The 19,373-nt window shown below is 63.1% G+C and carries 15 protein-coding genes; 13 read left to right on the top strand and 2 right to left on the bottom strand.

The genetic code is table 11. The features are described from left to right. Positions 1-296 precede the first annotated feature (296 nt). From AC0IYS_RS20285 to AC0IYS_RS20255, 7 genes are all read left to right on the top strand, one after another. Positions 297-1,523, top strand: coding sequence for an efflux RND transporter periplasmic adaptor subunit (locus AC0IYS_RS20285; protein ID WP_471706880.1), 1,227 nt, complete (start codon positions 297-299; stop codon positions 1,521-1,523). An 11-nt stretch (positions 1,524-1,534) separates the two neighbouring features. Beyond that, a complete protein-coding gene (locus tag AC0IYS_RS20280) occupies positions 1,535-4,867 on the top strand; it encodes an efflux RND transporter permease subunit (protein ID WP_471706879.1) in 3,333 nt (1,110 codons plus the stop codon). Further along, positions 4,864-6,288, top strand: a complete 1,425-nt coding sequence (locus AC0IYS_RS20275; protein ID WP_471706878.1) for an efflux transporter outer membrane subunit — start codon at positions 4,864-4,866, stop codon at positions 6,286-6,288. Before AC0IYS_RS20280 ends, AC0IYS_RS20275 begins: the two co-directional genes overlap by 4 nt. Before the next feature lie 125 nt (positions 6,289-6,413). Next, positions 6,414-6,998, top strand: coding sequence for a PEP-CTERM sorting domain-containing protein (locus AC0IYS_RS20270; RefSeq protein WP_471706877.1), 585 nt, complete (start codon positions 6,414-6,416; stop codon positions 6,996-6,998). Between the two features lie 82 nt (positions 6,999-7,080). Then, positions 7,081-8,316, top strand: coding sequence for a cyanophycinase (locus AC0IYS_RS20265; RefSeq protein WP_471706876.1), 1,236 nt, complete (start codon positions 7,081-7,083; stop codon positions 8,314-8,316). Between the two features lie 206 nt (positions 8,317-8,522). Further along, the gene (locus AC0IYS_RS20260) at positions 8,523-11,099 is read left to right on the top strand and encodes a TonB-dependent receptor (protein WP_471706875.1); all 2,577 of its coding nucleotides are present in this window, start codon (positions 8,523-8,525) and stop codon (positions 11,097-11,099) included. 104 nt (positions 11,100-11,203) lie between these two features. Beyond that, positions 11,204-11,785 carry a M23 family metallopeptidase gene (locus AC0IYS_RS20255; protein WP_471706874.1) on the top strand — a complete coding sequence of 194 codons (582 nt, stop codon included), beginning with the start codon at positions 11,204-11,206 and terminating at the stop codon, positions 11,783-11,785. Here AC0IYS_RS20255 and AC0IYS_RS20250 read toward each other — a convergent pair. Next, positions 11,749-12,147, bottom strand: coding sequence for a winged helix-turn-helix transcriptional regulator (locus AC0IYS_RS20250; protein WP_471706873.1), 399 nt, complete (start codon positions 12,145-12,147; stop codon positions 11,749-11,751). The genes AC0IYS_RS20255 and AC0IYS_RS20250 overlap by 37 nt on opposite strands. Before the next feature lie 94 nt (positions 12,148-12,241). Between AC0IYS_RS20250 and AC0IYS_RS20245 the strand changes: the two genes are divergently transcribed. Beyond that, a complete protein-coding gene (locus AC0IYS_RS20245) occupies positions 12,242-12,994 on the top strand; it encodes an NADPH-dependent F420 reductase (RefSeq protein WP_471706872.1) in 753 nt (250 codons plus the stop codon). A 29-nt stretch (positions 12,995-13,023) separates the two neighbouring features. On the opposite strand, the gene AC0IYS_RS20240 is transcribed toward AC0IYS_RS20245, so the two are convergent. Continuing rightward, the gene (locus AC0IYS_RS20240; protein ID WP_471706871.1) at positions 13,024-13,464 is read right to left on the bottom strand and encodes a MarR family winged helix-turn-helix transcriptional regulator; all 441 of its coding nucleotides are present in this window, start codon (positions 13,462-13,464) and stop codon (positions 13,024-13,026) included. A 112-nt stretch (positions 13,465-13,576) separates the two neighbouring features. Between AC0IYS_RS20240 and AC0IYS_RS20235 the strand changes: the two genes are divergently transcribed. The 5 genes from AC0IYS_RS20235 to AC0IYS_RS20215 all read left to right on the top strand — a co-directional run bounded on the left by AC0IYS_RS20235 (position 13,577) and on the right by AC0IYS_RS20215 (position 19,355). Then, the gene (locus AC0IYS_RS20235) at positions 13,577-14,299 is read left to right on the top strand and encodes a siderophore-interacting protein (RefSeq protein WP_471706870.1); all 723 of its coding nucleotides are present in this window, start codon (positions 13,577-13,579) and stop codon (positions 14,297-14,299) included. 101 nt (positions 14,300-14,400) lie between these two features. Continuing rightward, positions 14,401-15,018: a TetR/AcrR family transcriptional regulator gene (locus AC0IYS_RS20230; protein ID WP_471706869.1), complete on the top strand. Its 618-nt coding sequence runs from the start codon at positions 14,401-14,403 to the stop codon at positions 15,016-15,018. Between the two features lie 108 nt (positions 15,019-15,126). Continuing rightward, a complete protein-coding gene (locus AC0IYS_RS20225; RefSeq protein WP_471706868.1) occupies positions 15,127-15,372 on the top strand; it encodes a hypothetical protein in 246 nt (81 codons plus the stop codon). Between the two features lie 301 nt (positions 15,373-15,673). Continuing rightward, entirely contained in the window at positions 15,674-16,228 is a 555-nt protein-coding gene (locus tag AC0IYS_RS20220) for a gluconokinase (protein WP_471706867.1), read from the top strand. A 103-nt stretch (positions 16,229-16,331) separates the two neighbouring features. Beyond that, positions 16,332-19,355 (top strand): TonB-dependent receptor plug domain-containing protein, encoded by a 3,024-nt coding sequence (locus tag AC0IYS_RS20215; protein ID WP_471706866.1) that lies wholly within the window; start codon positions 16,332-16,334, stop codon positions 19,353-19,355. The last annotated feature ends 18 nt before the right edge of the window (positions 19,356-19,373 follow it).

The following is a 19,373-nucleotide window of genomic DNA, read 5'->3' as shown; positions in this document are numbered from 1 at the left end:
GAACTTGCTGCCAGCGCCGTGCGCGCGCCTGCAGATCCTCGCTTGAGGTGTGATGGATATTCTGTCATGGGGTAGGCGCTGCTGTGTAGGACTGGCGCTCGGTGAGACGTAGGCAGCGAAATGGCAGCTTTTTCGGCTTTTTCCGAACGATGTAGTCCTTTTGACCGTTAAAGTTGATGACAGGCCAATTTTTTTTTGTCAGAATTCAACGACTTGATTTAGTATCAATTCACCGGCAACCAACCACCAGCAACTCACCAGTCACTTAGCGCTTGTCACCATTTTTGGAGTCAACGATGGAAATTCTGGCCGTACTGTCACGCTCGCATTGGGCGAAAACTTCCTTCATGTGCGGCCTCGTGCTCACCTTGGCGGCCTGCGGGAAGGGCGATGACGGCGGCCAGCACGCCGGCGGTCCGCCGCCGGTGTCGGTGGCGCCGGCGGTCCAGCGCGAGGTGCAGGAGTTCGACGAGTTCACGGCCAGGCTGGAAGCACCGGACACCGTCGAGATCCGCTCGCGCGTGGCCGGCATGCTGACCAAGGTGCATTTCCGCGAGGGCGAGGTGGTCAAGAAGGGCGACCGGCTGTTCACCATCGATCCGCGTCCGTTCGCCGCCGAGGCGGCGCGGCTTGAGGCGCAGCTGCTGGCGGCGAAAACCCAGGGCGAGCTGAATAAAACCGAATTGGCGCGCGCCGAACGACTGGTGTCGGTGCGCGGCGTCAGCCAGCAGGAAATCGACCAGCTGCGCGCGGCGCTGGCGAGCGCCCAGGCCAACGTCAAGGCGGCCGAGGCGGCGCTGGTGCAGGCCAGGCTCAATCTGGAGTTCACCAACATCACGGCGCCGGTCACGGGCCGCACTTCGCGCGCCAACATCACCGAGGGTAACCTGGTCAGCGTCGGCGATCCGGTGCTGACGACGGTGGTGTCGAGCGACCGTGTGTACGCCTACTTCGACGCCAGCGAGGCGATCTACCTGAAATATATGCGCTCGTCGCGCGAAGGCTCGCGCGGCTCGTCGCGCGATACGCCCAACAGCGTGCGCCTCGGCCTGGCCAACGAGGAGGGCTTCCCGCACGAGGGCAAGATGGACTTCGTCGACAATCGCCTCAATCCGGCCACCGCCTCGATGCGCGGGCGCGCGGTGTTCGACAACAAGGACGGCCTGTACACGCCCGGACTGTTCGCGCGCCTGCAGCTGGTCGGCGGCGGCAAGTACACGGCGACGATGGTGCTGGACCGCGCCATCAGCACCGACCAGACGCGCAAGGTCGTGCTGATCGTCGGCAAAAACAACATCGTCGACCAGCGCGAGGTCAAGATCGGCGCGCTGATTGGCGCCATGCGCGCCGTCACCGGCGTCAAGCCCGGCGAACTGGTGATCGTCGACGGCCTGCTGCGCGCCATGCCCGGCGCGCCGGTCACGCCGCAGCAGCTCAAGGTCGATGACAAGGGCGTGCCGATTCCGGCTGCGCCACCCGGTGCTCCCGGTGCTCCGGCCGCCCCCGCCGCCGCCAAGAGCTGAGGGGCGCACGCATGGATATCTCACGGTTTTTCATTGATCGTCCGCGCTTCGCCACCGTTCTTTCGCTGTTCATTTTCCTGGTCGGCGTGCTGGCCATTTTCCAGCTGCCGATTTCGGAGTATCCGGAAGTGGCGCCGCCGCAGATCGTCGTGCGCGCGCAGTTCCCGGGCGCTAATCCGCGCGTGATTTCGGAAACCGTGGCCGCGCCGCTGGAAGAGCAGATCAACGGCCTGGAAAACATGTTGTACTTCGAAAGCCGCGCCACAGCCGACGGCAGCATGGCGCTGACGGTCACGTTCAAGATCGGCACGGTGCCGGAGCAGGCCGAGACGGCGGTGCAGAACCGCATCAACCGCGCCTTGCCACGGCTGCCGGAGATCGTCCGCACCATCGGCGTGACGACCGAGAAGCAGTCGCCCAACCTGACCATGGTGGTGCACATGGTCAGCCCCGACAACAGCCACGACGCGCTTTACCTGCGCAACTACGCCAACCTGAATGTGCGCGACGATTTGCTGCGCATACCGGGCATGGGATCGGTGCTGCAATTCGGCGCCGGCGACTACGCGATGCGCGTGTGGCTCAATCCCCAGCAATTGTCGGCGCGCGGTATGACCGCCGGCGACGTGGTGTCGGCGATCCGCGAGCAGAACGCGCAGGTGGCTGCCGGCGTGGTCGGCTCGCCGCCGGCGCCGGACGACACGGATTTCCAGTTGCAGGTTAACGCGCAGGGCCGCCTGATCACGGAAGAGGACTTCTCCAACATCATCGTGCGCAGCGATCCGGCCAACGGCGCGGTGGTGCGCGTCAAGGATATCGGCCGCGTCGAGATGAGCGCCAGCACCTTCTCGCTGCGCAGCCTGTTGAATAACAAGGAGGCGGCGGCGATCGCCATCTTCCAGGCGCCGGGATCGAACGCGCTGCAACTGTCGGACGACGTGCGGGCGACGATGGCGCGCCTGAAGGCCAACTTCCCCAAGGGCGTCGACTACAGCATCGTCTATGATCCGACGCGCTTCGTGCAGACGTCGATCGAAAAAGTGGTGCACACCTTGATCGAGGCGGTGCTGCTGGTGGTGCTGGTGGTGATCATCTTCCTGCAGACGTGGCGCGCCTCGGTGATTCCGCTGCTGGCGGTGCCGGTGTCCATCGTCGGCACCTTCGCGGTGCTGCTGTTGCTCGGTTATTCGATCAACACCCTGACCTTGTTCGGGCTGGTGCTGGCGATCGGTATCGTCGTCGATGACGCCATCGTGGTGGTGGAAAACGTCGAGCGCAACATCGCCGACGGCCTGACGCCGCACGACGCCACGGTAAAGGCGATGAACGAGGTCAGTGGGCCGATCATCGCCATCGCGCTGGTGTTGTGCGCGGTGTTCATTCCGCTGACCTTCGTGCCCGGCCTGTCCGGCCAGTTCTACAAGCAGTTCGCCGCCACCATCGCCATTTCGACCGTGATCTCGGCTTTCAATTCGCTGACCTTGTCGCCGGCGCTGGCGGCGCTGCTGCTGCGGCCCCACGACGCGCCCAAGGACCGCCTCTCGCGCGGCATGGACAAGGTGTTCGGCCGCTTCTTCCACTGGTTTAACTGCATGTTCCAGCGCCGCAGCGCAGCGTATAGCCGGGGCGTCACCGGTCTGCTGGGGCGCAAGTCGCTGGCGCTGGTGGTGTACGGCGTGCTGCTGTTGCTCACAGGGCTGCTGTTCACGCGTATTCCGAGCGGCTTCGTGCCGGCGCCGGACAAGCAGTACCTGATTGGCGTGGCGCAGCTGCCGGCCGGCTCCTCGCTGGCGCGTACCGAGAAGGTGATCCGCGACATGAGCGACATCGCGCTCAAGGTGCCGGGCATCACCGATTCGATCGCCTTCCCGGGCTTGTCGATCGCCGGCTTCTCGGCCTCGCCGAACGAGGGCATCGTCTTCTTCGGCCTGGCGCCGTTCGACAAGCGCACCTCCGGCGACCTGTCCAAGGATGCGATCCTCGGCAAGGTCAATGGCGCGATCCAGCAGATCCAGGGCGCGCGCATGTTCGTGGTGCCGCCGCCGGCCGTCGACGGCCTCGGTAACGCGGGCGGCTTCAAGGTGCAGGTGCAGGATCGCGGCAGTCAGGGGGAGCAGGCGCTGTACGGCGCCGTTTGGGGCGTGCTTGGCCAGATCTACGGCAATCAAAAGTCGAGCATCGGCACGCCGTATTCGACCTACGACATCAACGTGCCGCAGCTGTTCGCCGACGTCGACCGCACCAAAGCCAAGCAAATGGGCGTGCCGCTGCAGGATATCTACGACACCTTGCAGATCAATCTGGGCTCCTTGTACGTGAACGACTTCACCCGCTTCGGCAAGACCTACCAGGTGGTGGTGCAGGCCGATGCGCCGTTCCGCTCGCGCGCCGACAGCATCGCGCGGCTGGAGACGCGCAATTCGGCCGGGCAGATGGTGCCGCTGGGCTCCGTCATGCAGGTCAATCCGACCTTCGGTCCGACCCGCGTGACGCGCTACAACGGCTTCCCGTCGGCCGACATCAACGGCGCCGCCAACCCGGGCTTCTCGAGCGGGCAGTCGGAGGCGGAGATCGAACGGCTGGTCAAGACCCTGCCGCGCGGTATGTCGTACGAGTGGACCGACCTGGCCTACCAGGACCGGCTGACGCGTTCCGTGACCTTGCCGGGGCTGGACATCAAGATTCCGACCCTGGGCGCGGTGCTGTTCCTGTCGGTGGTGCTGGTGGTGCTGGTGCTGACCGCGCAGTATGAAAGCTGGAGCCTGCCGCTGGCGATCATCATGATCGTGCCGATGTGTATTCTGTCGGCGTTGTTCGGCGTGTGGCTGTCGCACTTCCCGCCGTTCGGCCAGGCGGGGGATTTGAATTTGTTCACGCAGGTGGCGCTGGTGGTGCTGGTCGGCCTGGCGTGCAAGAACGCGATTCTGATCGTGGAATTCGCCAAGGAGCTGGAGGAGCAGGGCAAGCCGATGGTGGATGCCGTCATCGAAGCCTGCCATCTGCGTCTGCGGCCGATTTTGATGACGTCGATCGCCTTCTGCGCCGGCGTGATACCGCTGATCCTCGGCAGCGGCGCGGGCAGCGAGATGCGCCGCGCGATGGGGATCGCGGTTTTCTCCGGCATGGTCGGTGTGACCTTGTTCGGCATTTTCCTGACGCCGGTGTTCTACGCGCTGCTGCGCAAGGGTACCGAGAAACGTCGCGCCCACGCGGAAGAACTACGGCGAGAGATCGACGCCGCCGCGCATCCGTTCCATGCCGGTGTCGATGATGCCGGTCCCGCCGGGGCGCCCGGCGCGCACAAGTCACCATCGGCGCACGAGCCACGCAAGGAGGACTTATGATCACGTCGCGCCGCATGGCATCCCTGCGTCCGGCCGGCCTGGCCATCGCTGTGTCGCTGGCGCTGGCGGCTTGTTCGAGCGCGCCGCCTGCCAGGCATTTCGAACCGGTGCTGGGCGCCGGCTTCACCAACGCGCCGGCCAGCGCCAAGGCCGAGGAACCGGTCAGCCAGTTCTGGCGCGGCTTTAACGATCCGCTGCTCGATAGCCTGGTGGAGCGGGCGTTGTCGGCCAACACCGACGTGCGCTCGGCCGCCGCCAGCCTGCGCGAGGCGCGCGCGCTGAACCGATTTGCCGACGCCAATCTGCTGCCCAGCATTGGCGTAAGCGCTGGCGCCGCGCGCATCCGCGGGCCGAACGACGCGGGCGTCGTCAGCACCGCCAACAACTACTCGGCCGGTCTGGATGTCAGCTGGGAGGTCGACCTGTTCGGGCGCCTGGGCGACGCCCGGCGCGCGGCCGAGGCCAACGTGCTGGTCGGCGCGGCCGGCGTGCGGGCGGCGCAAGTGAGCGTGGCGGCCGAGGTGGCGCGCAACTACTTCGACTTGCGCGGCTTGCAGGAGCAGTTGCGCGTTGCCGTGTCCTCGCTGGAGACGCAGAACGAGGCGCTCAAGCTGGTGGACGCGCGGCTTGACGTCGGCCGTGGCACGGCGCTCGACAGCGAACGCGCGCGGGCGCTGGTGAAATCGACGGCCGCCAATATCCCGGCGCTGGAATCGGCGCTGATACGCACGCGCTACCGCATCGCGGTGCTGTGCGGCCAGCAGCCGACGGCGCTGGACGCGGAGCTGGAGCCTGTGAAACCTTTGCCGGGGTTGCAGGCGGTCGAACTGTCGGCGATCGGCTCGCCGGCGGCGTTGCTGCGGCGCCGTCCCGATATCCAGTTGGCCGAGGCGCAGGTCAGCGCGGCGGCGGCGCAGGTGGGCGTGGCGCGCAGCGCGCTGTTCCCGCAAATTGTGCTGGGCGGGACGTTGGGACAGAACGCCCAGCATCTGAGCGAACTGGCGAAAGGACCGGCCTACGTATATAACCTGGGCGCGCAACTGACATGGAATTTGCTGGACTTCGGGCGTATCCGCGCGCAGATCGCCGCCGCCGACGCGCGCAACGACGGGGCGATGATCGCCTACGAGCGCGCGGTGCTGACGGCGCTGGAGGAGACCGAGGGCGCGCTGGCGGCGTACACGCGCAGCCAGCGGCAGGCGGCGCTGCTGTACGAGGCGGCGCAGTCGTCGGAGCAGGCGGCGCTGATCGCGCGCGAGCGCTTCGCGGTCGGCTCCACCGATTTCCTCACGGTGCTCGACGCCGAGCGCGAGCTGCTGACGGCGCGCGACAGGCTGGCGCAATCGCAGGCGGGAGCGGCGACCACGCTGGTGGCGGTGTACAAGGCGCTGGCGGGTGGATGGGAAGTACCGAGCCAATAAAGTGTGACGCGCACCCATGTTTTTTTTACATCGAACGATTTGACGGCACAAGTTAGTTATACAATTACTACGCGTTGTGTACCCAGTCTTCTGTGTTCGATCGTAATTATTTACGGGGAAAAATCATGCCAAGGTTAAATTATGTACGGCGCCTGATGGCGCTTGTGATTGTAACTGCGGCAATGGGTTTTGGCATGGCGAAAGCAGAGGGAATCAGTCCTGTTCCGTACCAACTGCTGATACATACGGACGGCATCCCGAATTTTGACGAAAGAGGTTCCGCGAGTAATGTGGTGTGGGACTTTTACGTTGGGTCCGGCGCTTCAATTACCAGCCTCAAGTGGGATGTGAACGTGACGAGTTATGCCGGCAGCTACTTGTCCGAAATGAAAATCACCTTCAGCGATTCACTGGGCACGGGCGTCACTTTCACGCCCGGCGACGGCGATGATTTTGACGGGACAGCAGATTACGCGGGCTTCCAGAATCTGGGCGACCTGGGACAGATTTTTGCAGTGGGTGCCGATGGCATTTTGCGCGTCGAGTTTCATGACGGATTCAAGGACCTTGCGTTTGACGAACCGGAGGGCAGGTGGAACTACGGCACGCTGTCCGTTGGTGTTTCTCCCGTGCCCGAACCACCTGTCTTTGGGATGATGCTGGGTGGGTTGTTGTTGGTCTCGGCCGTTGTCAAGCGGCGTCGCTGTTAGATCCCGGTATTTTCAAATTTCCAGCAAATAGTTGTTCCCGCAGAGTGGCCAGTTCCTCAACGATCGCGACCGGAGTTCTAAAATGTTGACACGCATTTTCCATCAGTGGCTCATCCGGGTTTTTTCAAAGCAAGGCGCGATAATACTCGCGATGGCATCGGGTTCCTTTGCCGGTCCCGTACATGCTGGAGCGACGTTCGAACCCGCGAAACCGATTCCGCTCTATTCCTATTTCACAACCGGTGACGTGAATGCCGTGGTGACAGCGCCATCGGTCCTTCCCACGCCATCATTTGTATTGATGGGTGGAGGTCCCGATGTCGATCCCGCCTTTCGATGGTTGATCCAACGGGCCGGCATCACACCAGGTACCGGAGGGCGATTCGTGGTCATTCGGGCCACCGGAACGGAGGCTTACAACCCTTATATATTTTATAGCGATGAGACGTTGTCGACCTCTAAGACAATCGCCGACTTGTGGGTGGGCGGCGCCTCGCTGGGCCTGACATCGGTGGAGACGCTGGTGATTCCGAGTGTCAAAGCGGCGAATAGTCCGGCCGTCAATGCCATCCTGTCGAAGGCCAACGTCGTGTTCATCGCCGGCGGGGATCAGAGTCAGTACATCCGTTTTTGGAAAGGTACGGCGCTCGAACAGACCTTGAAGACATTGATGCAGAAAAATGTCCCTGTCGGTGGCACCAGCGCGGGGTTGGCAGTGCTGGGGCAGTTCGATTATTCGGCGCTCTATAAATCCGCTACGTCGGAAGCGTCGATGCTCGATCCTTACTCCAAGGACATCACGTTCGACCCAAGTCCCTTGAGCCTGCAAGGCGGCTTTATCGCACCGCCGGCGTTGGCAAATATGATTTTCGATTCTCACTTCGACAGCCGCGATCGGATGGGGCGCTTTATCACCTTTATTTCAAGAATAGTGGCGCCGACGATAACGCCGGGCGGCACCTTCGGATGCATCGGCGGCGTGCTGCCCGCATCGTCCAGCGGCAATACGACCGCGCGCGGCATTGGCATCGGCGTCGAGACCGCATTGCTGGTCCAGGGAAATGGCAACGGGAATCCTGTTACTGCGAAACGGGTCACCAACGTTTCGACAACAACGGAAAGCGCTGTGTATTTTGTCCGTCCCTCTGTCGCGCCAAGTGTATGCAAATCCAAAACACCCCTCACAGTCGCCAATGTCGAAGTAAAAAAGCTGGCGGACTCGAATACGGTCTTCAATATCACCGACTGGACAGGCGTACCACTGTATAAACAGTTGGACGTCACCGCCGGCGCGTTATTCCCTGCGGACTGGTACTGAGGGCGCGCGCCGATTGACGCCGCTTGCGGCGAACACGGAAGTTTTAAAACGATCACCTGGGAGGGAAGTGAATGCCATATGAGCGCGGGGACCGGCCGGTTCCAAAGTGTATCGCCATAAGAATACTGGAGGCCTTCGGCCGCACGGCCACGGCCGGTTTGCTGGCCACGCTAGCCGTTCCGGCCGCCGCGCAAGATGCGCCACCGATGCCAAAGGTTGAAATCACCGGCTCCTCGATCAAGCGCATCAATGCCGAAACCGCGCTGCCGGTGCAGTTGATCACCCGTGCTGACATCGAGAAAAGTGGGACCACCACGGCGGCTGAACTGCTGTCGAAGGTGTCCGCCAACGCTGCCGCGCTGACCGACGGCGCCAGTTTCAGCGACATTGCCGGACAGCGCGGCTTCAACGGCGCCAACCTGCGCGGCATTGGCGTGTCGTCAACGCTGGTCTTGCTCAATGGCCGGCGCCTGGCCAACTTTGCCTCCCCGGGCGGCAACGCCGGCGTCGACCTGAACGCGATCCCGTCGGCGGCGATCGACCGGGTCGAAGTGCTCAAGGACGGCGCCTCGGCCATTTATGGCACGGATGCGATCGGCGGCGTGATCAACTTCATCACGCGCCGCAATTACGAAGGCGCCGACGCCAGCGCCTACTACGCCGACACCCAGCATGGCGGTGCGCGCAAGGCGATGGCAACCTTGTCGGGCGGCATCGGTAATCTGGCGACCGATCGCTACAACGTAATGGGCGTGTTCGATTACCAGGACACGGGCAGCCTGCGCTCGTCGCAGCGCAGCTGGATCGGTTCGGCATACCAGCCCGATATCAATCTCGATTCGGGCAGTTCGAACACCTTTCCCGCAAACTTCCGCCGCACGCGCGCCAACGGCACCACCGCCACCGGCCCCCGGATGAATCCGAGTGCGCCGGCCTGCAATCCGCCGGCAACTGTTTATGCGCCGGAGAGCTTCGTCGGCGCGGCTGCGTGCATGTACGATTACATGCAGGACACCGAACTGTTCCCGGATTCGAAGCGCGTGTCGCTGCTCACGCGCGGGCAGTTCGCGCTCGACAAGGACACTACCTTGTACGGTGAATTGCTCCTCAACAAAACGTCGACCACTTACCGCATCAGCGCATTGACCATCTCCGGCGAGATTTATCCCCTGGCCGGGCAGTACTATCCGCACGCGCTGGTGACCACCAATAAAACACCGCTCAACGTCAATATGCGCTTGACCGAAGGCGGACCGCGGACCAACGACATCGATGCGACGGCAACGCGCATGGTGCTCGGCGGCAAGGGGATCGCGCTGGGCTGGGACTACGACATGGCGCTCAATCACAGCGTCAACAAGGTCGACGACCAGTATGTCGATGGTTACGTCAAGACGACGATGTTCGATAATGCTTTCGCGTCCGGGATCATCAATCCCTTCGGACCATCCGGCCCTGAGGGGCTGGCCCTGCTGGCCGCAGCCAAGGTCAACGACCTGGCGCGCCACTCGCGCGGCACGACCGACTCGTTCGATGTGAAGGCCACGCGCGACCTGTTCGAGATGGCTGGCGGCAACGCCGCCGTCGCGCTCGGCGTTGAGTACCGGCGCGAAAAGATGGCGTTTACGCCGTCCGCATTGCTGATGGCGGGGGAAATCCGCGGCGAAGGCACGGCCACGCCGTTTTCCGGCGGACGCAACGTCAAGGCCGCTTATGTCGAGTTCAACCTGCCGTTGCTGGCCAGCCTCGAGGCCCAGTTGGCGCTGCGCCACGACCGCTACAACGACGTGGGTTCGACGACCAACCCGAAGGTCGGCGTGCGTTGGAATCCGATCAAGCAGTTGGTGGTGCGCGGCTCGTACGGCACCGGCTTTCGCGCGCCATCGCTTGCCGACCTGTACAGCCCGGTGCGGCTGGGCCAGGCCAACGGCATCTACAACGACCCGCTCGGTTGCATCAAGGTCGGGTCGATCGACAACACCGAAAATCCCGATTACTGCGGCCTGCAACCGGATAAGCTCAGGGGCGGCTCGTCGCAGCTGCGCCCGGAGGAGTCGAAGCAGTATTCGCTGGGCCTGGTGCTCGAACCGCATCGCGACATCACGGCAACGCTGGACTATTGGCGCATCAAAAAAACCGATGTGATTGTCTCGCCGGAAGGGTCTTACTTTAGCGACCCGGTGCGCAATGCCGCCTACATCATCCGCGGCGAGCCCGACCCGGCCCTGCCAGGCATACCGGGACCGATTCTGTCGATCGATTCGCGCCTGCGCAATATCGGCGCGCTGGAAACATCGGGCATCGACCTGGGCTTCAACTGGCGCTCGCCGGCCACCAACCTGGGCAGATTGGGTGTCACGCTCAACGGCACCTATGTGTTCGACTACAAGACGCGCGAGGCGGCCGACGGCCCCGATATCAGCGCGCTGGGCGTCTACACCAACGACCAGGTCATCCAGCGCTGGCGCCATACGGTGAGCCTGGACTACGACCGCGGGCCAATCAGCGTGACTTTGCAGCAAACCTTCCTGAGCGGCTATCGTGACCAAAACCTGTTGGCCGATGGGTCGGTCCATCGCGTCGATTCTTATTCCTTGCTCGACCTGACCGGCGCGTACCAAATTTCGACGGCGCTAAAGCTCAGGGCCGGAATCAAGAACCTGCTCGACAAGAATCCCCCGCGCTCGAACCAGTTGTTCAGTTTTTCGGTCGGTTACGACCCAAGTTATACCGATCCGCGCGGACGCCAGTTCTACACCGCGCTGGCGTACGCGTTCAAGTAGCCCGCACCGGGAGGCGGCCGTCAAGTGGGCCGCGATGCCATGGTCTGGCAAAGCGGCCGTTCGCCCCCATCTGATCGGTTTCCCCTGAACATAACGAAACCGACATGCGGATTTTTCTACGCGCGCTTGTGATTGCCGTGGTCCTGATCCTGGGTACGGCTTTGCTCGAGCCTGTCGTCGAAAGGGCGGTTTATCCGATGCGCCTGGCGGCGATGCCCAAGCCCATTGCGCTTCCCGTGCCGGTCGAAGGCGTGCGGGCGCGTGCGCTGCGCGACACCTGGGGTGGCGCGCGCAGTGAAGGGCGCAAGCACCAAGGCATCGATATTTTCGCCAAACGCGGTACTCCCGTGCTATCGAGTACGGAAGGCATCGTGATGCGGGTCGGCACCAACCGTCTCGGTGGCCTGGTGGTCTGGGTGATGGGACCGGGCGGCCAGCGTCATTATTACGCCCACCTCGATCGCTATGCCGGCGTGGAGGCGGGCATGCGCATCGATGCCGGGCGGGTGCTCGGTTATGTGGGCAACACCGGCAACGCGAAAGGCACGCCGCCGCATTTGCACTACGGCGTGTACGACGTCGGCGGAGCGATCAATCCATACCCGTTGCTCCGCGCCGAGCCTCTCACGGCCGGGATCGTGCACACATGTCAGACTTGCCCCTCGGCCGATGAGCTCCCGTTCTGAGCCAGGCGGGATCGGCGCATTTCGGCCCATTCAATTAGCGCCTGCATGGATGGGCCCAGCCCGTAGCCCATTTCGGTGAGCTCGTACTCGACCCGGGGAGGGACTTGCGCGAACACCGTGCGCAGCACGATGCCATCCTGTTCCAGTTGCTTAAGTTGCTGGATCAGCATCTTCTGATTGACACCGTCGATCAGCCGTTCGAGGTCGGAAAAGCGCAATGGCGCCTTGGCGGCAAAAAGTTGGCAGAGAATGATGATTTTCCACTTTCCTTCCAACACACGCAGGGTTTCGGTCGTGGCGCTCGCCCATTCCAAGCGCTTTTGTGGATCGCCGCAATCCCATTCACGTTCAATTTGCGTCATGATTTGGTGTGTTACTTACTTTTTTGTCGGTACTTCCAATTATCGCATAAGCTCCCTAAAATGATTTCTCGACGTGTAATTATTGGAGCATGTGATGAAAATTGCAGTGATAGGGACGGGCAATATAGGGGGCACGATCGCCCGGAAGCTGCGCGCGGCGGGACATGATATCCGGGTCGCCAACTCCGGCGGCATCGCGGCGGTTAAACCATTTGCTGACGAAATCGGTGCGACCGCAGCCGATGTGCAGACCGCGGCCGACGGCGTCGATGTGATTATTCTCGCCATCCCGCTGGCCGCAATCAGTGGCCTGCCGGCGCAACTGTTCGACGCGGCGCCGTTGGATGTGACCGTCATTGACACCAGCAATTACTATCCGGATATGCGCGACCCGCGCATCGCAGAGATCGACGCTGGCATGACGGAGAGCGTATGGGTTGCCCGTCAAATCGACCGGCCGGTGGTGAAGGCATTCAACAACGCATTGGCATACACGCTACAAGAGCTCGGCCAGCCTGCCGGAACACCCGGGCGCTTGGCGATTGCGGTGGCGGGTGACGACGCCCGGGGTAAGCAAACGGCGATGGAATTGGTCGACCAATGTGGTTTTGATCCTGTTGATGCCGGATCGCTTGAGGAGTCATGGAGGCAGCAACCATCAACGCCGGCATACTGCTGTGACTATGACGCGGAAACGATGCGCAGGGAACTGGCGGCGGCAGTGAAGCACGAGGCGGCCAGCAAGCGCGATCGGTTGCCGGCGATGTTCGCCGAACTCGGCACCGCGCCCAGCCATGAGGCGGTCGCGGCGATGAATCGCCGCGTCAACTCGCGCTTCGCGCTCTGACGAGAATACCGGATCGGTCGTTCATGAATTTATTTCGCGCGGCGGTCCGCCGCTCCGGGTTGCGGCGGCATCGATTCCGGGTCCGCTCGATCCAGATTGCTCCGAACCCGCTGCAATAGCGCCAACAACTGCGCGCATTCCTTATCGTTCATGCCGGTCACGGCAAGGTTCGATACCTCCGCCCCCAGCGCCTGCAAACCTTGTATGACCGTCAAACCTTCTTCGGTCAGCTGCAGCCGCGCGCTGCGCCGGTCGCTCTCGTCGACTTGCGCGTCTAGCAGCTTCTTGTCGCGCAGCCCGCGCATCAGACGCGCCAGCTGCGCCTTGTCACGTCCCGAATGCGCGACCAGCTCGCTTTGGCTGGCGCCCGGATGCTTGGCGAAAAAGCCCAGCACCTTGTATTCCATGTGCGTGAGCTCGTGCCCGGTGTCGCGCAGGCTGCGCAGCTGCATCGACCGGTACATATGCATGAGCGTGTGGATCGCGTCAAAAACGGCCTCGGCCGGACCGCTGCCAAATTGGTTGACAACGTTAACTTGTTTCTGTAGATTGGAGGACATTGTCAACTAAAAGGTGATTTGCATGAATGATAAACGACTACAGCGTGTTCGTCACGAACTCAAGGCGCGCGAAGTGACGGTCAGCGCGGTGAAGCAGCTGGCGCCGAATTTCGTTAGCGTAACATTCAAAGGCGAGAGCCTGCACGATTTCGTCTCGTTGTCGTATGACGATCACGTCAAGTTCATCCTGCACGACGCCGCCGGCGAGCGCGTGATGCGCGACTACACCCCGCGCAGCTACGACCGCGACGCCCGCGAGCTGACCCTCGAATTCGCGCTGCACACCGAGGGTCATATGACCGATTGGGCGCGCCAGGCGCAGGTCGGCCAGCAGGCCGTCATCGGCGGACCGAAGGGATCGATGATCATCCCGGCCGATTACACCTGGCAGATCCTGGCCGGCGACGCCACCGCCTTGCCGGCGATCCGCCGCCGCCTGGACGAGCTGCCGGCGTCCGCCGAGGTGCTGGTGCTGGTCGCCGGCGAGGAAGCCGCCGCGCTGGAATTTGCCAGCCCCGCGCGGCTGCGCGTGCAGCATGTGCCGACGCCGGACGATATCGTCGCCGCCTTCCGCGCCATGCAACTGCCCGAGGGCGACGGCTTTATCTGGTGCGCGGGCGAGGCGCAGATGGCCAGGCAGGTGCGCGATATCCTGTTTGTCGACAAGGGCTTTTCGCGCGAGGCGGCGCGCATTTCGGCGTACTGGAAGAAGGGCGCGTCCGCCCATCACGAGAACCTGGAATAAGCCACACCGGCCGGTGACCGGGCGTCCCGGTGACTATCCAGTCTGTTGTATATGTGAAGCATGCCCTAAAATGACCCTTCAGGTTCGGATATGGGGTTGGAATGAAGGTACGGACGGAGGCGCGCCGTCAGGCGATCGTCGAGGCGGCGGCGGAGCTGTTCCAGGAGTCGGGCTACGAGCGCGCGTCGATGAACGAGCTGGCCAAGCGCCTGGGCGGTTCGAAGGCGACGCTCTACGGTTACTTCCCGTCGAAGGAGGAGCTGTTCGGCGCCGTCGTCAGGACCGTCGCCACGGCGCAGCTGTTCGACGCGACGCGCGAGCTGGCGGCCAATGTGGTCGGCCGCGCCGCGCTGGAGATGGCGCTGATCCACTTCGGCGAGCGCATGTTGCACGTGCTGGCCAACGATAAGAAAGCGGTGGCCGTCTATCGGATGGTGGTGGCCGAGGCGGGGCGCTCGGACGTGGGCCAGCTGTTTTACGACGCCGGACCGAGCGAGTCGATCACGGCGCTGGCGTCGGTGCTGGAGGCGGCCATGCAGCGCGGGGAGATCCGGCGCGCCGACGCGCGCGTGGCGGCGCTGCAGTACACGGCGCTGGTGACGGCCGAGGTGACCGCCCGGATCTTCCAGCAGGACCCGCCGCCACTGGCGCTCAGGGAGATTCAGCAGATGGTGACGCGCGCCGCCGATTTGTTCTTCGCCGGTATGACGCCACGATGACACAGCCATAGTAAAAAATGATGTGGCTAAATTGCCCAAAGTGAGCGAACGCACGCACCCGTCTGGTGCAACAAGCGCACAATAGCCCTCTTATTGAAGGAGATTGTCATGTCCAGTAGCCACACTTTTCGTCCCGATCTGGTGTCGTCGGAAATCGTCAAAACCGGCATCGAACTCGCGGATCGGGAAGGGCCGGATAGCGCCGCCGCCTACCTGAGCGAGCGCGGGGTGCTGGAACCGGTCATCAACCGGGTTATCGCCGAGCCGGCGCATCGCCGTAACATGGGCCGACTGCGCGGCAGGGACGACAGTCTGCTGGCGGAAGAGGCTTCGCGGTACAAGTTTATTCGCTGAATCGGCTGCCCGCACTGTTGAAGCATCTGTTGCGGGTGCGCCACGACCATGTTGCACTGCCGCGTAGCTGTTTCGCAGGGGCTGCATGCCCTTCGATAGTGACTCGCGTGCTGCGATGCAATATTAATAATCCTTTACAAAACTCTACGTTGCGCTAGAGTTCACCTATCGATGATAACGCTAACTTCATGTTGGCCGACATCTCCGGATAAATTCCCATATCAGACAAGCGATAGCGCCCCCATTCAGGCGCTTCACTTGGAACTGAAATGATAGCGCTAACTTTGACTTGGAGAGATGGATGGAGAGTTCCCGCAGCCCGCAAGACAGTGCCATACGCTGGGTCGTCATGGGCGTGAGCGGCTGCGGCAAGAGCACCATAGGCCAGGCGCTGGCGACGGCGCAAGGCATCGAGTTCGTCGAGGGCGACCAGTTCCATCCGGCTGCCAACGTCGCCAAGATGTCGGCCGGCCACGCGCTGACAGACGACGACCGTGCCGATTGGCTGCTGGCGTTGCAGGCGAAGGTGGCCGAGGCGCGCCGGGCCGGCGTCGGACTGGTGCTGTCCTGCTCGTCGCTGAAGCGCCGCTATCGCGACCTGCTGCGCGGGGGCGACCCGGTGCTGCGCTTCGCCCATCTGAGCGGGGCACGCGACCTGATCGCCGACCGCATGCAAGCGCGCGTTGGACACTACATGCCGCCGTCGCTGCTGGACAGCCAGTTCAGGGACCTGGAACCGCTTCAGGCCGACGAGGCCGGAATCACCTTGGCCATTACGGCGCCGCCAGAGCAACTGGTCGCGCAGATCTTGGCCAGCGAGGGCAGGGCTGCCTCCAGGGTCGACGGATTGGGGTAACGGAATACGGGGGGAAGTAAAACGCGGCAAAAGGCAGCAAAACGCAGCGGACCGTCAGCAGTACCGCGCGCAAACAACTACAGACCAGAAAACGGAGACTAAAATGACTACACCTACACGTAACACCATCATGCGCCTGGCCGTCGCCAGCGCTTGCAGCTGGATAGCCTTGTCAGCCCAGGCCCAGGCCGGGGCTCAAGCTGAAGTCCAGGCCCAAACCCCGCCGGCCGGCGCCGAAGCGCAGGCCGCCACGGTGCAGGACAACGCTCCGGCGGCGGCCCAAGCTCCTGCCGCGCCGGAAGCGGCTGCGCCGGTACAGAATGTTGTCACCGTGTCCGGTTCGCGCATCGCCGCACGCGGCTTCACCCAACCCACGCCCACCACCACCCTGAGCGCCGACGACTTGGCCAAGGGCGCACAGCCCAATATCTTCAACAGCATCGCCGAACTGCCAGCGCTGCAAGGCAGCACCGGCCGCACCACCAGCACCGGCAGCACCAGCAGCGGCATACAGGGCTTGAGCTCGTTGAGCCTGCGCGGCCTGGGTCCGATCCGTACCCTGACGCTGCTCGACGGCCAGCGCGTAGTCGGTGCCAATGTCACCGGCGTGACCGACGTGAGCCAGTTCCCGCAACTGCTGATCAAGCGCGTCGACGTGGTCACAGGCGGCGCCTCGGCCTCGTATGGTTCGGACGCGGTCGGCGGCGTGGTCAACTTCATCACCGACAAACGCTTCCAAGGGTTCAAGGCCAATGTGCAGGGCGGGATGACGACCTACGGCGACGATCAGAACGGCAACTTGCAGGCAGCCTGGGGCAAATCGTTCATGGACGACCGCCTGCACGTGCAGGTCAGCGGAGAATACGGCCGTCAGAAGGGTATCGAGTCGCCCGGATTCGGCGAGGTGGGCGCAAACGGACGCACGTGGTTTAAAAACCCGGCCTACCAAGTCCGTACGCTGGCGCAGACCACCGACGGCAAGCCTCAGTATTATTCGGTGCTGCACGCGCAGCAGTACCAGTATGCCAAGTATGGCCTGATCACCAACGGACCGCTGCAAGGCACGGCCTTCGGCGACAACGGCCAGCCGTATAAATTCAACTATGGCTCTAACGGTGTGCCGACCGGCACGGGGGCGGTGACCGGCTGTATCAACCCGCTTTGCATCGGCGGCGACTTGAGCGGCAGCGTCGGCGCCGGCACCAGCCTGGCGATGGACCTGACGCGCCAGGTGGCGTATACGCGCGTCGGCTTCGACATCAATCCCGATCATGAGATCTATATGACGGCCAACTTCGGCAAGGTGAAGGCGGCCTTCTCGCCGAATCCGGGCGCGGCCAAAAACGCCAACCTGACAATCCAGTGCAGCAATCCGTATCTGCCTGCGTCGATCGCCGCCGCCTGCGCGGCCAATAACATCACCAGCTTCCAGTACGGTACCGCCAACGCGATCTTCCCGGAGAATATCAACGTCCACCCGACCCGCCAAATGGAACGCGTGGTCTTCGGCGGCACCGGAAAGTTCCAGGTGATGGGCAAGGAATGGTCGTATGACGCCTACGCCGAGCATGGCGCCAACAAGACCGACATCATCGTCAACGACATGACGCTCAACGCGCGCTACAACGCCGCCATCGACGCCGTGCGCGGCCCCGACGGCACCATCGTGTGCCGCAATCCGCTGGCCGCAGCATCGGGCTGCAAACCGCTCAACATCATCGGCAACAACCCGATCGACGCCGGCGCGTGGTCGTACATCGCGCCGGAAAACGGTCCGCGCCAGCATACCCGCCAGACGCAGGATGTCGCCAGCGTCAACTTCAGCGGCGAAGCGTTCGAGTCGTGGGCGGGCCCGATCGCCGTGGCCACCGGCGCCGAGTACCGCCGCGAGCACTACAAGGTCACCGGCGACCCGTATGGCAACGGCATCTTCCCGGACAGCCAGAACAACGCGAACTATCCGGCCGACCCGCTGCTTAACACCGCCGTCGGTAACAACTGGTACGCCGGTAACTACCACAACGCCAGAGGCACTTACAACGTCAAGGAAGCGTACGTGGAGTTGAACGTGCCGGTGCTCAAATCGGCCACGTGGGGCGAGGCCAATATCAACATGGCCGACCGCCACACCAAGTACAGCACCTCCGGCCACGTGGAGAGCTGGAAGCTGGGCGCCAGCTGGAAGACCGGCATCGACGGCCTGCGCCTGCGCGCGGTGACATCCAAGGACGTGCGTGCGCCCAACTTGAGCGAGCTGTTTGCCGCGCAGGTGGTGACCAACAACGTCGTCGCCTACCAGGGCAACACCATCAGCGTGCAGCAGCGCGCCATCGGCAACGTCAACCTGCGTCCAGAGATCGCCCGCAACAACACCGCCGGCATTGTGCTGACGCAGCCGTCGTGGGCGCCCGGCTTCAGCGCGTCGATCGACTACTTCGATATCAAGGTCAAAGGCGTGATCTCGTCGCTGAACGCGCAGCAGGAAGTCGATCTGTGCGTGGCCGGCAACCAGGAAATCTGTAAGGCGATGGTGCTTAACAGCCCGGTCTCGATCAACAACTACGTGACCGTGCAGGCGTTCAACCTGGCGTCCCTGCGCGCCAAGGGCTACGACCTGGAAGGCGCCTACCGCATGAACATCAAGGGCCTGCCGGGTCGCGTGACGCTGCGCGCGCTGGTCACCCGCAACATCAGCTTCCTGACCGACCCTGGCGTTGTCGGCACCATTCCGTCCGAGGGCGCCGGTGCCAACCAGGGCGCGACGCCGAAGTGGAAGGGCCTGGCCTCGCAGTCGTGGGATACCGACAAGTACAGCCTGACCCTGACCGAGCGCTGGATCAGCAAAGGCGTCTACAGCAACGAGTTCATCGAGTGCCAGACCAACTGCCCTGTCTCCACGACGATCCATCCGACCATCTTCGACAACAAGATGAAGGGCGCGTTCTACGTCGATCTGGGTGGCAGCTACAAGTTCGATGAGAAAACCACCGCCTACTTCAAGGTCGATAACATCGGCGACGTTTCTCCGGCCGCCGCGCCGCAGTCCAACCTGAGCTACGGCATCAACCCGCAGCTGTACGATGTCCTCGGCCGCGTGTACCGCGTCGGCGTCCGCTACAACTTCTAACCTTCACGCCAAGGCGCG

It is taken from the genome of Duganella sp. AC237, from assembly GCF_979254035.1.
Note: the sequence above shows the minus strand (reverse complement) of the source record. Positions and strands in the feature narration are given on the sequence as shown.

Bases quoted from the DNA above. Each gene is read 5' to 3' on its own strand.
- AC0IYS_RS20285 (WP_471706880.1), top strand. From the start codon at position 297: ATGGAAATTCTGGCCGTACTGTCACGCTCGCATTGGGCGAAAACTTCC.
- AC0IYS_RS20280 (WP_471706879.1), top strand. From the start codon at position 1,535: ATGGATATCTCACGGTTTTTCATTGATCGTCCGCGCTTCGCCACCGTT.
- AC0IYS_RS20275 (WP_471706878.1), top strand. From the start codon at position 4,864: ATGATCACGTCGCGCCGCATGGCATCCCTGCGTCCGGCCGGCCTGGCC.
- AC0IYS_RS20270 (WP_471706877.1), top strand. From the start codon at position 6,414: ATGCCAAGGTTAAATTATGTACGGCGCCTGATGGCGCTTGTGATTGTA.
- AC0IYS_RS20265 (WP_471706876.1), top strand. From the start codon at position 7,081: ATGTTGACACGCATTTTCCATCAGTGGCTCATCCGGGTTTTTTCAAAG.
- AC0IYS_RS20260 (WP_471706875.1), top strand. From the start codon at position 8,523: ATGCCAAAGGTTGAAATCACCGGCTCCTCGATCAAGCGCATCAATGCC.
- AC0IYS_RS20255 (WP_471706874.1), top strand. From the start codon at position 11,204: ATGCGGATTTTTCTACGCGCGCTTGTGATTGCCGTGGTCCTGATCCTG.
- AC0IYS_RS20250 (WP_471706873.1), bottom strand. From the start codon at position 12,147: ATGACGCAAATTGAACGTGAATGGGATTGCGGCGATCCACAAAAGCGC.
- AC0IYS_RS20245 (WP_471706872.1), top strand. From the start codon at position 12,242: ATGAAAATTGCAGTGATAGGGACGGGCAATATAGGGGGCACGATCGCC.
- AC0IYS_RS20240 (WP_471706871.1), bottom strand. From the start codon at position 13,464: ATGCATATGTACCGGTCGATGCAGCTGCGCAGCCTGCGCGACACCGGG.
- AC0IYS_RS20235 (WP_471706870.1), top strand. From the start codon at position 13,577: ATGAATGATAAACGACTACAGCGTGTTCGTCACGAACTCAAGGCGCGC.
- AC0IYS_RS20230 (WP_471706869.1), top strand. From the start codon at position 14,401: ATGAAGGTACGGACGGAGGCGCGCCGTCAGGCGATCGTCGAGGCGGCG.
- AC0IYS_RS20225 (WP_471706868.1), top strand. From the start codon at position 15,127: ATGTCCAGTAGCCACACTTTTCGTCCCGATCTGGTGTCGTCGGAAATC.
- AC0IYS_RS20220 (WP_471706867.1), top strand. From the start codon at position 15,674: ATGGAGAGTTCCCGCAGCCCGCAAGACAGTGCCATACGCTGGGTCGTC.
- AC0IYS_RS20215 (WP_471706866.1), top strand. From the start codon at position 16,332: ATGACTACACCTACACGTAACACCATCATGCGCCTGGCCGTCGCCAGC.